Source organism: Spirillospora sp. NPDC029432 (genome assembly GCF_040703975.1).
In the GTDB taxonomy this organism is placed as follows: domain Bacteria; phylum Actinomycetota; class Actinomycetes; order Streptosporangiales; family Streptosporangiaceae; genus Spirillospora.
Genome location: NZ_JBEZWH010000040.1, coordinates 24,835 through 40,544 on the forward strand (window position 1 = coordinate 24,835; position 15,710 = coordinate 40,544).

The 15,710-nt window shown below is 74.2% G+C and carries 13 protein-coding genes; 4 read left to right on the forward strand and 9 right to left on the reverse strand.

The window, feature by feature from the left end:
- Window positions 1-13 precede the first annotated feature (13 nt).
- Window positions 14-736 carry a hypothetical protein gene (locus AB0881_RS27005; protein ID WP_366621135.1) on the reverse strand — a complete coding sequence of 241 codons (723 nt, stop codon included), beginning with the start codon at window positions 734-736 and terminating at the stop codon, window positions 14-16.
- Between the two features lie 157 nt (window positions 737-893).
- Entirely contained in the window at window positions 894-1,571 is a 678-nt protein-coding gene (locus AB0881_RS27010) for a lysophospholipid acyltransferase family protein (RefSeq protein WP_366621212.1), read from the reverse strand.
- 416 nt (window positions 1,572-1,987) lie between these two features.
- Between AB0881_RS27010 and AB0881_RS27015 the strand changes: the two genes are divergently transcribed.
- Window positions 1,988-2,341 (forward strand): STAS domain-containing protein, encoded by a 354-nt coding sequence (locus AB0881_RS27015; RefSeq protein WP_366621137.1) that lies wholly within the window; start codon window positions 1,988-1,990, stop codon window positions 2,339-2,341.
- Window positions 2,342-2,354: 13 nt separating this feature from the next.
- Here AB0881_RS27015 and AB0881_RS27020 read toward each other — a convergent pair whose 3' ends face one another.
- From AB0881_RS27020 to AB0881_RS27050, 7 genes are all read right to left on the reverse strand, one after another.
- Entirely contained in the window at window positions 2,355-3,179 is an 825-nt protein-coding gene (locus AB0881_RS27020) for a glutamate ABC transporter substrate-binding protein (RefSeq protein ID WP_366621139.1), read from the reverse strand.
- Between the two features lie 64 nt (window positions 3,180-3,243).
- A complete protein-coding gene (locus AB0881_RS27025) occupies window positions 3,244-4,779 on the reverse strand; it encodes a hypothetical protein (RefSeq protein WP_366621140.1) in 1,536 nt (511 codons plus the stop codon).
- Complete coding sequence (locus AB0881_RS27030; protein ID WP_366621142.1) at window positions 4,776-5,537, reverse strand: FHA domain-containing protein; 762 nt, start codon at window positions 5,535-5,537, stop codon at window positions 4,776-4,778. Before AB0881_RS27030 ends, AB0881_RS27025 begins: the two co-directional genes overlap by 4 nt.
- Before the next feature lie 4 nt (window positions 5,538-5,541).
- Window positions 5,542-6,924 (reverse strand): VWA domain-containing protein, encoded by a 1,383-nt coding sequence (locus tag AB0881_RS27035; protein ID WP_366621144.1) that lies wholly within the window; start codon window positions 6,922-6,924, stop codon window positions 5,542-5,544.
- The gene (locus AB0881_RS27040; RefSeq protein ID WP_366621146.1) at window positions 6,921-7,913 is read right to left on the reverse strand and encodes a protein phosphatase 2C domain-containing protein; all 993 of its coding nucleotides are present in this window, start codon (window positions 7,911-7,913) and stop codon (window positions 6,921-6,923) included. Before AB0881_RS27040 ends, AB0881_RS27035 begins: the two co-directional genes overlap by 4 nt.
- Before the next feature lie 2 nt (window positions 7,914-7,915).
- Complete coding sequence (locus AB0881_RS27045) at window positions 7,916-10,237, reverse strand: tetratricopeptide repeat protein (RefSeq protein ID WP_366621147.1); 2,322 nt, start codon at window positions 10,235-10,237, stop codon at window positions 7,916-7,918.
- Window positions 10,234-11,481 (reverse strand): hypothetical protein, encoded by a 1,248-nt coding sequence (locus tag AB0881_RS27050; protein ID WP_366621149.1) that lies wholly within the window; start codon window positions 11,479-11,481, stop codon window positions 10,234-10,236. Before AB0881_RS27050 ends, AB0881_RS27045 begins: the two co-directional genes overlap by 4 nt.
- A 276-nt stretch (window positions 11,482-11,757) precedes the next feature.
- Between AB0881_RS27050 and AB0881_RS27055 the strand changes: the two genes are divergently transcribed.
- The 3 genes from AB0881_RS27055 (at window position 11,758) to AB0881_RS27065 (ending at window position 15,079) form a co-directional block, all read left to right on the forward strand.
- Window positions 11,758-13,077, forward strand: coding sequence for a hemolysin family protein (locus AB0881_RS27055; RefSeq protein WP_366621150.1), 1,320 nt, complete (start codon window positions 11,758-11,760; stop codon window positions 13,075-13,077).
- Window positions 13,074-14,078, forward strand: a complete 1,005-nt coding sequence (locus AB0881_RS27060; RefSeq protein WP_366621152.1) for a hemolysin family protein — start codon at window positions 13,074-13,076, stop codon at window positions 14,076-14,078. The genes AB0881_RS27055 and AB0881_RS27060 overlap by 4 nt, the downstream gene beginning before the upstream one ends.
- A gap of 68 nt (window positions 14,079-14,146) precedes the next feature.
- Complete coding sequence (locus tag AB0881_RS27065) at window positions 14,147-15,079, forward strand: cation diffusion facilitator family transporter (RefSeq protein ID WP_366621154.1); 933 nt, start codon at window positions 14,147-14,149, stop codon at window positions 15,077-15,079.
- The last annotated feature ends 631 nt before the right edge of the window (window positions 15,080-15,710 follow it).

The window sequence follows — 15,710 nt, forward strand, 5'->3', positions numbered from 1 at the left end:
CGCGAGTGCCCCGTCAGGGCAGGACGCGGCGCGCCTGCGCGTCGGCCTGGCGGGCGATCTGCTCGGCCTCCGCGCGGGTGACGTTCGGGCCGATGAGGCTGACGGTCGCGAGGTAGCGGCGGCCCTGGACGACGACGTACCAGGTCTTCACCCGGGAGGCGCCGGACCGCGTCGAGATCCCGACCGTGCGGGACCCGTCGCCGATGGCGGCGGACGGCGACTCGACCACGCGGTGCTCGGACCACTTGCCGCCGACCTTGGTCTTGAACGTGCCGCACGCCGCCGGCACCTTGGCCTTGACGTGCTGCTCGGCCGCCTCGGCCGGCATCGACATCAGCGTCTCGGTGATGGTCTGCCCGCTGCTCTTGCCGTACGTGGCGATCGCCGCGGGCGCGGTCTTGTCCAGCGCCTTCCCGCCGGGGGTGCCGCCCGCGGCGCCGGCGCAGTCGGGCTTGTCGAGCGTGACCTGGCGGTGCAGCTGCTCGAAGTTCTGGACGGCCTTGAGCGCGCCGTACTCGCCGGCGTCGACCTCGCCGACCCGCTTGTAGCCGGCCGGCTGGGCGAGCAGCGCCTGCTGGAGCTGGGCGGAGGTGTACGCGGTACCGGCCAGCGCGGCCCGTCCCGTGGACTTCACCTGCTGGGTCTTGGCGCCGTCCGCGCCCCCGCCGCCGCACGCGCCCGCGCAGGCGGCGGCCGCCGTCATGATCATCGCTGTCCGTACGAGCCTGTGCGCCATGCCTGGTGACACTAGGGGCGGACGGCCGGGATCCCCCTTCGGCGACACGCCCTTTCATCGAGCCCGGCCGCCGATCGGGGCGCAGGTCTCCGGCATCGCGGGAGCATGCGGGCGTACCGCCTCGCCCGTCCCGCCCGCCCCCCGCGCTAGGCCGGGGTCACTTGCCGGCGGCGTCGGCCCGGTCGTTGTAGGTGCCGGTGTAGTCGAGGCCGCCCAGCTTCTGGATGGTCTCCACGATCTCGTCGGTGATGGCGCGGCGCGCCTTGGCCGGCGGGAGGTCGCGGTAGTGGGTGAAGTCCATCGGGGGGCCGATCCGCACGGTGGGCCGCGGGCCCAGCACGCGCGGCCTGGAGGCGCCGAGCGGCTGGATCTTCTCGGTGCCCTCCAGGGAGACCGGCAGGACGCGGGCGCCGGACGCCAGCACGAGCCAGCCCACGCCGGTGCGGCCCCGGTAGAGGCGGCCGTCCGGGGAGCGGGTGCCCTCCGGGTAGATCGCGAACGCGCCGGCGTTCGCGAGGACGTCGCGGCCCTGCTCCAGCGCGCCCATGGCGGCCCGGCCGGCGCCGCGCTTGATCGGGACGTGCCCGAGCGTGGTCATGAACCAGCGGACGAACCGGCCCTTGAGCCCCTTGCCCTCGAAGTAGCTGGCCTTGGCGACGTAGGTCACCGGGCGCGGGATCGACAGCGGGATGATGAAGCTGTCGATGAAGGACAGGTGGTTGCTGGCCACGATGAGCGGCCCGTAGAGCGGGACGTTCTCCAGGCCCTCGATCCGCGGCCGGAAAAGCAGTCGCAGGATCGGGGCCACGACGCGCGACATGAACGTGTAGAACACCCAGCCTCCAGAATTCGGCACCGCCACTGTAACGTCTGCGCCGTTCCGGGCCATGGTCACCGGCGCCCTTTCCCGGTGCCAGAAGGGCAGTGTACGGCTCCGCCGCAGGTCACGGAAGCGTCAAGGTGATGTGTACCACGCTGGTAAGGGGGCACCGTAACCCGGCCCGCATTGGACCCTTGATCCAATCCGGGACCATTCCTTACTGCAAAGTAGGTTTCTGTGCAGTAGCTTTTTCAGTGGATTCCCAGGAGCCGGGCGGTCCGGCCACGGCGGGGGATCGGTTACGGTCGGGAACGTACGGGGCGATGAGGCCCCACACCGGACGGGCCGGTTCGGCGGCCACGGGAGTGCGCGATCGGGACCGTGCGGGCGGGTCACGGGTGCTCTCATACTCGGGGCGGGGAGGTTGCCCAATGGATTTCGACGTTTCCCTTCTGCGGCAGGACCGCTGCACCGTGGTGCGGGTGCGCGGCGAGATCGACGTCGTGTCCCGCGAACGCTTCGAGGAGACGATGTCGGAGGTCCTGGAGGCGGGCGGACCGATGGTCGTCGACATGCGGCAGGTCACGTTCTGCGACTCCACCGGGCTCAACTCGATCGTGTCGGCCAACCGGAACGCGCTGGAGCGCGGCACGATGATCGCCCTGGTGGCGCTGCCGCCGCGGGTGCGCCGGGTCTTCCGGATCACCGCGGTGGACGAGTTCATCCCGATCTACGACACGCTGCGCGAGGCGATCGGCGCGCTCCCGTCCACCACGTCGCCCTGAGGCCGTACCGCGCTCAGGAGCAGCCCTCGAACTGCGGGACGCTCGTCGCCAGCTTCAGCCCGGACTCCTTGAACCACTTGGTCAGGAGCCGGGCCGCGGTGCCGTCCTGGTACATCCGGGTGATCGCCCGGTTGACCGTCTCGCAGCCCTCCAGATCGCCCTTGCGGATGCCGACGCCGTACTTCTCGTCGGTGAACGGCGCGTTGATGATCTTGACCTGGCGGCCCGCCGCGAACCCCGCCAGGATCAGGTCGTCGGTCGAGACCGCGTCGATCCTCCGCGCCGCCAGCAGGTCCATGCACGCGCTGTAGGTGGGCGCCTTGACCCGGGTCGCGGCGATCTCCCGCTCCTCGACCACCCGCCGCCAGGAGTTGGACCCGGCCACCTCGCACAGCCGCTTGCCCTTGAGGTCGCGCACGTTCCGGATCGAGGAGTCGTCCTCGCGCACCAGCGTGTCCTGGTGCGGCACGTAGTACGGCCCGCCGAACGTCACCGCCTCCTTGCGCCGGGCGGTGATCGAGTACGTGGCGAAGATCAGGTCCACGTCGCCGTCCGCGAGGGCCTTCTCCCGGATCGACGACGGCGTGGTCCGGAACGTGACCCGTCCCGGCGGGACGCCCAGCCGGCCCGCGACGTAGCGGGCCACGTCCACGTCGAACCCGGCGTACGTGCCGTCCTTCGCCCTGAGCCCGAGCCCCGGCTGGTCGGCCTTCACGCCGATCACCAGCGACTCCTTGCGCGCGACCGACTCCTCGCCGGCGCCCAGCCCGCAGGCGGCCGCCGATCCGGCCGCGGCGGCCAGCGCGGCCGCCGCCGCGGCGCCCCGGAAGATGCGCATGTTCAGCCGTCCCCTTCTCGGATGCCGGGCCGTTCCCCGGCGCGGCCCGCCCGGCCCATCCGGCTCACCGGAACTCGGCCAGCCGGGGGCGGACCCCGGCCAGGATCAGCGCCGCCAGCACCGCGCCGGCGGCCGGCGGCAGCGCCCCCCAGCCGCGCAGCCCGCCGTCGGCGGACCCGATCGCGTCCTGGAACCGCTGCCGGTGCAGGGTCGCCAGCCCGACCAGGCCGGCGTCGTACCGTTCGAACTCGGCGATCGCGCCGCCGGACTCGCGCCGCATCCGCAGCGCGATCGCCTCGTCCCGGCGGTCGCCGGTCGCCAGCTCCCGCATCCGCCGGTCGCCGTCCATGACCCGCGCGTACGCCCGCAGCACCGCCGCCAGCCGCGGCTCGGCGCCGGCCTCGTCCGCCTTCGCCGCCTCCGTGGCGAACAGCCCCAGGAAGCGCGTGTCGCCCGACGCGGACGGGTACTCGGCGGCGGTCCGGCCGATCAGCGCGTAGTAGGTGTCCAGGTTCAGCGGCCGCGACTCGCCCGGGTCCACGTAGGCGATCGCCAGGGCCTTGTCGAGGAAGTTCTGCTCGTAGGTGTCGGCGCGCTCGGGATCGAGCAGGTAGCGGCTCTCGTCGGCGAACGCGCTGTGGCTGATCGCCCGGATCCGGGACAGCGTCAGGACGGAGTCGAAGCCGTCCTCCTTGGCCTTCCTCAGATGGTCGAGCTGCCCGTTCAGCATGCCGACGGCGGCGCCGAGGAGCAGCAGCGTCCCGGCGGTCGCCAGCGCCAGCGCCGGGTTGACCGCCCGGCGGAACGTGCGGGCGAGGTAGAGCTGCGCCGCGAGCAGGACCGCCAGCGCGGCGACGCCCGCCAGCACCACCCACGCCCGGCCCGCCTGGACGGCGCCGCGCTTCTCCTCGTACTCCTGCCGGACGGTGGCGCCGCTGTCGAGCGTGAGGTTGTACGCGCGGGGCAGCAGCTCCATCCGCATCAGGTCGGTGGCCTGCCGGTACGCGTCGATCACCGGCTTGGGGGTCTCCCCGGCGGCATGGCCGGACTGGCGGCTCAGCAGCAGCGCCTCACCGACGAGCCGGTCGTAGCGGCCGAGCGCCTGGAGGACCTCCCGCACGGTCTTCTGCCGGTCGGCGTCCTGCCCGGCCAGCTGCGCCGCCTCGATCGCCGCCTGGCCCGCCTCGTCGCGGCGCGTCTCGTACTGCCGCAGCGACTCGTCGCGGCCGATGCCGAGGCCGTGCTCGCGGCCGATGAGCAGGACGTCGGCCACGTGGGCGTCCATGTCGCTGAGCGCGAAGTACAGGTTCCCGGTGGCCACGACCTGCGGGCCCGCGTCGTGGCCGATGGTGCGCACGGCGTCCCGGGCGTTCCCGACCGTCGCGGCGAGGAGCAGCAGCAGGACGCCGACGGCGCCGAGCGCGAGCACCGCGTGCAGCCTGATCCGCCCCGGGACGGTGCCCAGCCAGCGGCCCCGGACGAACCGCGCGACCGCGCCCGGCGCGGCCTCGTCCGGCCGTACCTCGGCGGGGTGCGCCTCGGCGGGCTTCGCGACGGCGGGCCCGGCCGCCTCCTTCTTCGGCGGGACGGTCCGCGTCATTCCGGCCTCCGGCTGGAGAGCGTGATCGTCGTCCAGGCGCCGACGTGGATCCGGTCGCCGTCGCCCACCGGGACCGGGACGTTGACGTCGACGGGCTTGCCGCCGCCGTTCAGCGTGGTGCCGTTCATGGAGCCCGGGTCGACCAGCTCCCACGTCCCGTCCGGGCGGGCGAGCAGCACCGCGTGCAGGTGCGAGACGCCGGGGTCCTCGGGCGGGACGCTCAGGTCGATCTCCGGCTCGATGCCGCGCGAGGCGCTCCGGCGGCCGATCCTGACCTGCCCGCCGGCCAGCGCGACGCGGCGCTCCGGGCAGTACGGCGGGAACGCGATCGACGCGGCGTCCGGGCCGCCCATCGCGATCACCGACTCGTAGTAGGCGCGGTCGGCGGTGATGACCGCCGTCCACGCGGCGCCTTCGGGGGCCCGGGGCGGCGGCGCCTCAGGCCGGGACGGCCGGGACGGCTGGGATCGGGGCTGCTCGGGCTGGAGCGGTTCGGCGAAGAACTGCGCGGTGCTGCTCACGGTGCCGGTCTCGAAGTCGTACGCGTCCACCTCGCAGAACCGTCCGGAACGGGGCGTGCCGCACATCGGGCACGCCTCGGCCTCCTCGGCCTCCCCCGCCTCGCGTGACGCCGGTCCCGACGCCGGGTCCGGATCCGCCAGGCCGAGGCTCTGGCGCGGCGCGCCCGGGATCAGGACGCCGCAGGTGTCGCAGAAGTCGTCCGACCCGGACGTGTGGCCGGACGGGCAGATCGCCATCGCCTCACGCCTCCTCTCCGGCTGTGGGACGCGTGGCGCGGGTGCGCGGATGGCCGTCCTGCCCGCCACGGTCGAGTGTCCGCACGGTCCGTACCGAACGGGTGTCGAGCGACATCTCGTCGGCCTTGGAGACGTCCTGCCGCAGCCGTACGGTCCCCGACCCCTCGTCCACGACCTCCACGACCCGGTCCAGCAGCCCGGCGATCTGCTCGTTCCCCACCTCGCCCGCGAGAACCACGGCGCGCCCCAGCCGGGCCGTCGCGGTCTCCTCGTCCCCCGCGCGGCGCGCCTCCAGCCCCTCCTGGATGGCGTCGGCCAGCTCCGACTGGCCGGTGTGGTGCGCGACGCGCGCGTTGATGCGGGTGGACTTGGCCTCGTCGTCGGTCCACTCGATCAGGACGTTGCCCGCGGCCAGCTCCCGTTCGGCCGGTTCGCCCGCGCCGCCCGGCAGGACCACCTTCACCCAGGCGGCCCGCATCTGCCGGCCGATGTCGCCGGCGGGCACCTCGACGCACAGGTGGTACTCGCGCTCCTCGTTCCCCCAGGCGCCCACCGGATAGTCGCCGATCATGCCGGTGCCGGTGCGGCGGCCGGTGAGGTCCTCCACGACCGGGACCATCTGCTTGAGGAAGCGCAGCTCGGCGTGCTGCGGCGTCCAGACCCGCAGCACCACGTCGGTGACCCGCTTGCCCATCGCCGCCGCGGTCATCTCGCGGAAGTCGGCCTCCAGGTCCTTGGGGTCCGGCACGTCCAGGAACGTCCCCAGCAGCGCCGAGGAGATCTTGCGCAGCTCCGCCACGTTCCAGTCGGTGCCGACGCCGCGCGAGTCGCACACGAAGTTCCCCGAGCACTGGGCGAGGGCGGCGTCGAGTTCGGCCTCGGTCTCGTGTTGGTTCTTGCCGTCGGTGAGCAGGATCGCGTGCCGTACGGCGTCCTGGTGGCCGGCGAACAGCTCGTCGGCCAGCCGCAGCCAGGAGCCGATCGCGGTGCCGCCCGCGGCGTCCAGCCGGGAGACGGCGTCGGCGGCGGCGCGCCGGGTCGAGGCGTCCGCCGCGACGAGCCGGCGGCCCTTCGGGTAGATCATGCGCGGCTGGTTGGCGCCCGCGACGACCGCGAACCGGACGCCGTCGCGCAGCACGTTCAGCGCGGCCTTCGCGGCCCGCTTGGCGGCGGCCATCTTGCCGGAGTACGACATCGAGCCGGAGGCGTCGATGATGATCACCTCGGCCGCCTCCGTGGCGGGGGACGCGGGGACGGAGGCGTCCGTCCCGGCGTCGGTCCCGGTGCCAGCCGCCGTGACGGTGACGATGGCGTGCGTCTCCCGGCCGCCCGCGGGGAGGTAGGGGTTGTGGTCGACGCGGATGCTGAACTCGGGAAGGTCGCTCATCTGAGGGGCTCCCTCGGGGGTTCGTCCGGTGGGTCGGGGTCGGTGGAACGCGGCGGGAGCGGCGGGTACGGCAGTGGCGGATAGGGGATCAGCGCGACCGTGACGTTGTCGTGGCCGCCGCCGTCGAGGGCCGCCTGGACGAGCCCGCGCGCCACGTCCAGCAGCCCGTCGTCGCGGCCGGCGGCGGCGCGCGCGGCCTCCTCCAGCGTGGCGGCGTCCGGCAGGTGGTTCCAGAGGCCGTCGCTGCACACCAGCACCGCGCCCGGCCCCTTCGGCCGGAACGTCGCGGCGTGCGGCGCGAACGCGGCGGCGGCCGAGCCGAGCCAGCCGGTCAGCAGGTGCGCCCGCGGGTCGGCGCGGGCGGCCGGCTCGCTCATCGCGCGCCGGGAGATCATCAGGTCGGCCCAGGAGTCGTCTCTCGTCAGCAGCAGGGAGCCGCGGTCGCCGCGGCAGGAGATCCAGTACGCGCGGCTGTCGCCGACCCAGCCCACCGTGACCGACCGCGGCTCGACGACCGCCGACACGTACGTGCAGGCGGGCGGGTTGCGGTGGCCGGCGGCGAGGTCGGCGACGGCGCGGCTCGCCCGGTCGAGCGCCGCGCGGGTCGCCTTCTCCGGCCCGTCCCCCGCCTCCAGCCGCTCGACCAGCGCCGCCGTGCCCGTGTCGGCGGCGACCCGGGCGGCGCGGTCGGAGCCGGGCGCGGCCGCGACGCCGTCGCAGACGACCGCGCAGACCGTGCGCGTGCGGGGGACGGCGGCCATGGCGAGCGCGTCCTCGTTGCGGTCGCGGGCCAGCCCGGTGTCGCTCACCCCGGCGGCCCGGCCCGGCAGCTCCGTCTCGACGTGCCCGCCGTCGTCGGCGCGGGCGGCGCGTCCGCACGCCTCGCAGAAGCGGTCGTACGGTTCCAGCGGCTCGCCGCAGGCGGGGCAGAGGGCGGCCGCCTCCCCGTCCCTGCCGTCGCCGGCGCGCTCGGATCCGTGGCCGCCCATCGTCAGAACAGCGTCCTCGGCCGTACGGCGTTGGCTCTGATGACGAGGGCGTGCCGGTCGGCGGGCCACCCGGCGAGCTTGGCCAGCAGCCGGTAGGTCTCCTCCAGCCTGCGCCGCAGCGGCGGTTCGGACAGCGGCGTGCCGAGCAGGTCCCCGCCGGTGGGGTCGGGCGGGGACGACCCCAGCCAGCCGAGCCCGGCCTCCAGGACCTCGGCGGCGAACGTGCTGTAGCGCTCGGTGTCCAGCAGCAGGCCGTCCAGCCGGCCGCCCGCGCCCGTGAGCGTGCCCGCGTCCAGCTCCTCCGGCCGCCGGCCGCGCACGGCCGCGGCGACGGTCGCGAGCTGCGCGGCGACGTAGTGGCGGGAGACCAGCGGGACGGTGTCGAGCGCCTCCCGCGCGCCGTCCCGGTCGCGTACCGCCAGCCGCACGCGGGCCAGCCCGAACGCGGCGCTCACGAACGTCGGGTCGGTGCGCCGCACCGTCTCGTAGTAGCGGTCGGCGTCGGCGGTCCTGCCCGCGCACTCGAACGCGAACGCGAGCGCCAGCTTGGGCGACTGCTCGCCCGGCATCAGGTCGTACAGATCGTCGAAGATCGCGATGGCGTCGGGGTACCGGCCGGCGGCGAGCGCGGCGGCGCCCCGGTACCAGTCGACGCGCCAGTCGTCCGGGCGCTCGGCCGCGATCTCGTCGAGGATGCCGGCGGCCGCGTCCGGCTCGCCCAGCTCGATCCGGGCGCGGGCCAGCGCCAGGCTGATCTCGGCCGACTTCAGCGCGGTGGAGCCGAGCGCGGCGGCCAGCCCCGCGGGGTCTCCGGCGGTGAGCCCGGCCAGGAAGCCCGCGGCCGGGTCCGCGGTCTCCACCAGCGGTGCGGGCAGCGCGGCGGCCGCCGCGCCCGGGGCCAGCGGAGCGAGGACGGGACGCGCCCCGTCGGCCGTGCCGGACCCGGGCGCGAGCGGGACGACGTCGGTGCCGGCGGCGTCGCGCTCCGGCCCGAACAGCGCGGACGGCGCGGGCCGGGGCCGCCCGTCGTCGGCCGACAGGACCTCGCGCAGCACGCCGGTGAGCTGCTCGGCCATCTCGGCGGCGCTCTGGAAGCGGCGGGCCGGGTCCATGTGCGTCGCGCGGCGCAGCAGGCGGTAGTACGACTCGTACCGGACGAGCAGCGGCACCTCCTCGCGCGGCGGCAGGCTGCGCAGGTGGCGGCCGGTGTAGCCGCGGAACGGGAAGCTCAGCACGGCCAGCGTGCGGCCCACCGTGTACAGGTCGGAGGTGACCGACGGGCCCTGGTCGGCGATCTCCGGCGCCTGGTAGCCGGGCGTACCGAAGATCGGGCTGCCGGAGTCGAACGCGCGCCGCACCCCGCCGAGGTCGATCAGCTTCAGCTGCTCCTCGGACTGGATCGCGTTGTCGGGCTTGAAGTCGCAGTACAGCAGGCCCTGCGCGTGCAGGTAGCCGAGCGCGCGCAGCACCTCCAGGCCGTACGCGATCACCTGGCCGAGCGGCAGCGACTCGTTCTCCCCGGCCTCCTTGCGGCGGCGCAGCAGGATGTCCTTGAGGGACTCGCCGCCGACGTACTCCATGACGATGTAGCCGGAGCCGCCGTGCCGGACGAAGTTGTAGATCTTGACGATGTTGGGGTGCTCGACCTCCGCCAGGAACGCCCGCTCGGCGGTCGCGGCGGCCAGCGAGTCGGCGTCGCCGGTGTCGAGCAGGCCCTTGAGGACCACCCACCGGCCGCTGACGTTGTGGTCGCGGGCCAGGTAGACCCAGCCGAGCCCGCCGTGCGCCAGGCAGCCGAGCACCTCGTACTGGCCGCCGAGCAGCTCGCCCTTCTCCAGCTTCGGCGTGAACGAGAACGGGTGCCCGCAGCTGCGGCAGAACCCCTCGGTACGCCCCGGCCGCCCCTCCCTGCCGCGGCCGACCGGCTCGCCGCAGCGGCTGCAGTACCGGCGGCTCTCGGGGACCTGCGGCCGCTCCATGACCGCGTCGGCGGGGTCGCGGTACGGGACGGGCGGCACCTCCACGAGCCCGGCGCCGAGCATCCCGCGCCGCGTCGAGCCGCCCGATCCCGATCCCGCGCTGCCCCGCGTCGCCGTCCGGCCGGACGAGCCGGACGAGGGCCCCGACCCCGCTGAGCCCGCAGACCCCGAGGGGCCCGAGGACATCTCGGCGGGCGCCGTCGGGGAGACCGACGCCTCCTCCGGCGGCGCCGAGCCGGGCATCGAGCCCGCCGCGGACGCCGGCGCGGGCGCCATCCCGCACATGTCGCAGAAACCGTCGTCCTGGACGCTGCCCGTACAGCCGGGCTGGGCGCACCGCGTCATCGACCCGACTCCATCTCCGCCGCGCCCTCCCGGGCCCGGATCGCCCGCTGGTACTCGGCCACGGCCGCCGTCGACCGGCGCAGATCGCACGGCGCCGACCACAGCAGGCTCCGCGCCGCGCCGTACAGCTCGGTGAGCCGCTCGTCCTCGGCGAAGCCCAGCCGGCCCGCCTTCGCACGGTACGCCTCCAGGCGCCCGCGCAGCTCGCCGCGCCGGTCGAGCAGGCCGGTGCTCAGCCGCAGGCTGTCGCGCGCCAGCTCCAGCGCCGCCGCGACGGCCCGGTCCAGCTCGGCCAGCCGTCCCGCCAGCTCCGCCCAGCGGCCCGCGCGGCGCAGCCCGTCCAGGTCGGCCAGCCGGTGCCGCAGCCCGGTGCCCAGCGCGGGCGGCTCCGGCAGCCGCGCGGCCTCGATCTTGACGGTGGCGGCGGTACGGGCCTCGCGCGCCCGCCGCTCCGCCTCCTCCACCTCGCCGATCGACGCCGCCACCGCGGCCAGCCGCTCCTCGTAGCCGTCCCGGAGCCGGACGGCCTCCTCCAGGGACGAGCGCAGCGCCGCCATCGACTCCCGGCACCGGTCCAGCCGGGAGGTGTCGACGCGCCCGTCCCGGACGAGGGACAGCGGGTCGGTCCGGGCGATCTGCCCGACACCGGACAGCTCCCGGCCCAGCCGGTCCAGTTCGGGATGGCGCGCGCCGCCGTCCAGGCCCTGGACGAGCCGGGCCGTCTCCCGCCACATCTCCTCGACGTCCTCCAGCGGGACGAGCAGCGCCGTCCACGCGGTGTCCGCCGCCGCGATCACCTCGGCCGCGGCGGCGTACCCGGCGGACATCTGCTCGACGGCCTCGTCCAGCGTGATCCGCTCCTTGGCGGCGCCGAGCAGCGTCCGCCGCTCCAGCGGGATGTCCCCGCCCGGGACCTCGACGGACTCGCCGGTCAGCAGCCCGGTCAGCTCCACCAGCACCGCCGCGCTCGGGCGGCCGTGCCGCTCGCGCAGCTCCACCGCCTCGGCGAGGACCCGCTGGTACGCGTCGTACAGCCGCCAGACCAGCGCGATCCGGGCCCGCGCGTCCTCCCAGCGGCGCCACGTCTCGCCCGCCAGCCGGGCCCCCTTGAGCAGCCGGGTGCCGTCATGGTCCTCCAGATCGAGCAGCGCCGCCGAGATCCGGTCCTTGTCGTCGCGCAGCCGCCCGAGGGCGTGGTCGATCCCCTCACGGCTCATGGGCGCGGCCGCGCCGCTCTCGTTCACTCGTCGTGCCCCGCGTTCATGATCCCCGTCGGCCTCGGGCTCCCGCGTGTCCGGACCCCCAGGATCCACCGCACGCTCGGCTTCCAGTGTGATCGGTGACACTTTTCCAGACAAGCGGCGTTTGTCCCATGGGAGTTATGAGGCGTTCGTCACCGGACGACGTCTTGTCAACCGGGAACGACCTGGTGTGAGGTGACGTTGCGAATTTATGGTTTCCCCTATCGAGAGGAGTTGAGAGTCCGCAGTGCCGGACCCCAGTCATAGACCCGGTGCGCGATGCTGACCGCGACACTGGGCGTACTCGCCGTGTTCCTCCTGACCGCGGCCACCGGTTACTTCGTGGCCCAGGAGTTCGCCTTCGTCGCCGCCGACCGGGCCCGGCTGTCCCAGGCCGCCGACCAGGGCGACATCGCCGCCCGGCGCGCGCTGAAGGTCATCGGCCGGCTGTCGTTCATGCTGTCGGGCGCCCAGCTCGGCATCACCATGACCACCCTCGTGGTCGGATTCATCGCCAAGCCCGCCCTCGCCGAGCTGATCGAGCCGCTCCTGCGCCTGACGGGCGTCCCCGCCGGCGCCACCGGAGCGATCGCGCTCGCCACCGGCTTCGTCCTCGCCACGCTCATCCAGATGCTGCTCGGCGAGCTGTTCCCGAAGAACCTGGCGCTCGCCCGCGCCGAGGCGCTCGCCCGCGCGCTGGCCGCGTCCACCCTCGTCTACCTGACGGTCTTCGGGCCGCTGATCAGGCTGTTCGACCGCTCCGCCGTGCGCCTGCTGCGCGCCGTCGGCGTCGAACCGGTCGAGGAGCTGCACAGCGGCGCCACCCTGGAGGAACTGGGCGAGATCATCAGCAGCTCGCACAGCGCCGGGACGCTGCCCGCCGACCTGTCCGGGCTGCTCGACCGCGCCCTGTCGTTCGGCGACCGCACCGCCGACGAGGTCATGGTGCCCCGGCCCCAGGTCAGCACCCTTCCCGGCGGCGCCACCGTCGCCGACCTCGTCGGGCTCGTCCGGGAGACCGGGCACACCAACTTCCCCGTGTACGGCCAGGACGTCGACGACGTCATCGGCGTCGCCGGCGCCCGCGAGGTCGCCGATGACACCCTCGCCGAGACGACCCCGCTCGCCGAGATCGCCCGGCCCGCCCTGCTCGTCCCCGGCAGCCAGCCGCTGTACGGCGTGATCGAGCAGATGCGCGAGACCGGCGAGGAGTTCGCCTGCGTCGTCGACGAGTACGGCGGCCTCGCCGGCATCCTCACGTTCGAGGACGTCGCCGAGGAACTCGTCGGCGAGATCGCCGACGAGACCGACGAGGCCGAGGACGCCCCCACCGCCGCCGCCGACGGCTCCTGGGTCGTGGACGGCGGCCTCCGCGTGGACGAGGTCAGCCGCCTCACCGGCCTCGCGCTGCCCGAGGGCGACGCCTACGACACCCTCGGCGGCCTGATCATGGCCCGGCTCCGCCGCCTCCCGGCGCCCGCCGACCGGCTCACCATCGAGCTGCCCGGCTCCCGCGTCGAACTCGAGGTCATCACCGTCCACCGGCGCGTCCCCGACGAGGTGCGGCTGCGGACGCTCGTCCCGGCGGAGGCGTCATGACCACCCTGCTGATCACCGTCCTCCTCCTCGTCGGCAACGGCTTCTTCGTCGCCGCCGAGTTCGCCCTGGTCGCCTCCAACCGGCCCCAGCTGGAACGGATGGCCGCCACCGGCAGCCGCCCGGCCGCCGCCGCGCTCGCGGGCACCCGGGAACTCTCCCTCATGCTCGCGGGCGCCCAGTTCGGCATCACCATGTGCTCGCTGGGCCTGGCGATCGTGACCGAGCCCGCGTTCGAGCACTTCCTCGAACCTCCCCTGCACGCCCTCGGCGTACCGGAGGCCGGCTCCAAGGCCATCGCGCTCGCCGCCGCCCTGGCCGTCGTCACGTTCCTGCACATGGTCATCGGCGAGATGGCGCCGAAATCCTGGGCGATCACGCACCCGGAGCGCTCCGCGCTGATCCTGGCGCTGCCGTTCCGCGCGTTCGCGAAGGTATCCCGCCCGATCCTGGCCGCCCTGAACGCCACCACCAACGGCCTGCTGCGGCTGATCCGCATCACGCCCCGCGACGGGCTGGAGGACCACACCGACCCGCAGCGCCTCGGCCACCTGCTCGGCGAGTCCCGCCGGCTCGGCCTGATCGGCCGGCACGACCACGAACTCCTCCGGCGCGCCATCTCCGCCCGCGAGGCCACCGTGGCCCGCCTGGTCGTCCCCGCCGGCCGGGTGACCACCATCGACGCGGGCGCCACCGCGCCCGAGATCCGCCGTACCGCCACCGCCAGCGGCCACAGCCGCCTCCTCGTACGCGAGGACGACGGCACGATCGCGGGGATCGTCCACGTACGGGCCGCCATCACCGAGCCCAACGGCCGCAGCGCGGCGGACATGGCCCACCCGGCCCCCGTCCTCACCGCGAACACCACCGTCCTGGACGCCGTCACCAGCCTCCGCCGCGACCGCGCGCCCCTGGCCGTCATCAACGACGCCCAGGGCGCGTTCGCCGGAATCGTCACCCTCGACGACCTCCTCGCGGAACTGCTGGCGACCAACCCGCATTAACGTCGCACCTGCATGAACGCCGCTGTTCCCGAGATGCTGCAATCGGCCTTCTGGGTCATCGTGGAGGAATGAAGGGACATTCCCACGCGGACACGGCCCTGGAGTCGAGCGCCGAGGGGATCCGCGCCCTGTGGATCTCCTTGGCGCTCCTGGCCGCCACCACCGCCCTCCAGGCCGCCGTCGTCGCGGCCTCAGGCTCCGTCGCCCTGCTGGGCGACACGATCCACAACGCCGCCGACGCCCTCACCGCCGTCCCGCTGGGCATCGCGTTCCTCCTGGGCCGCCGCCCGCCCACCCGCCGCTACACGTACGGCTACGGCCGCGCGGAGGACGTGGCGGGCATCCTCATCCTCCTCACCATCGCCGCCTCCGCCGCCGCGGCCGCGTACACGGCCGTCGACCGCCTCGCGAACCCCCGCCCCGTCATTCACCTGACGGCCGTCGCCCTGGCCGCCCTCGTCGGCTTCGCGGGCAACGAACTCGTCGCCCGCTACCGCATCCGCGTCGGCCGCCGCATCGGCTCCGCCGCCCTCGTCGCCGACGGCCTGCACGCCCGCACCGACGGCTTCACGTCCCTGGCCGTCCTCCTGGGCGCCGGCGGCGTCGCCCTCGGCCTCCCCTGGGCCGACCCCGTGATCGGCCTGCTGATCACCCTCGCGATCCTCCTCGTCCTCACCCAGGCCGCCCGCCAGGTCTGGCACCGCCTCATGGACGCCGTCGACCCCGCCCTGGTCGATAAGGCCGAACAGGCCCTCCGCTCCACCCCCGGCGTCCTCGGCGTCGGCTCCGTGCACCTCCGCTGGGTCGGCCACCGCCTCCGCGCCGAATGCGACGTCCTGATCGACCCCGACCACACCCTCGTCCAGGCCCACCGCATCACCCTGGAAGCCGAACACGGCCTCCTTCACGCCCTCCCCCGCCTGTCCGCCGCCCTCGTCCACCCCGACCCGCAGCCCCGCGATGGCATTGATCACCATGCGCCCCTGGCCGGCCATCGTTGATCGGAAACCTGTGAGACGTTAGTCCTGGGCGGAAGGGGAGAGAATCAGGCCCCGAACCTAGGAAACGGGATGACGGCGTGAAGCACTCAGAAGACAGGCCGGGCAACGACCTCCCCAACAACACGCCAGAACGCACCGTCCCCTTCACGTCCCCCCAAGAAGAAGAACCCCAGCCCACCCCCGAAAACACACCCCCCTCCTGGTACGAGGAAGCCACCCCGGCCACCCCCGAGACGGAAACCCTCGCAGAGCAGGCGGAACCCGCAGCCACCCAGCCGGAAGCCGCGTCCCAGGCGCAAGACACCTCAGACGCCCCAGACGAGACGATCCGGGACGCCAACACTCCCCAAACGGGAGCACCCACAACCGGCCCCGAAGCCCAGACGGCTGCGTCCCAAGAGGGAGCAGCCCAGGCCCCCGAGACGCCCCAAGAGGAACTCCCCACGGCAGGCGCCAACGCCACTACTCCGCTTGAAACCACCGCGGAGCAGGCCGCAGCCCAGGAGGAACTCGCAGCCGCCCAGCCGGAAGCAACGCCGGACGCCGACACTCCACAGTCGGTAACTCCCACCGCTAGCGCTGAGACCTTTCCGCCGCTCGAAACCGACACGCCGCAGGCCGCGCCCCAAGA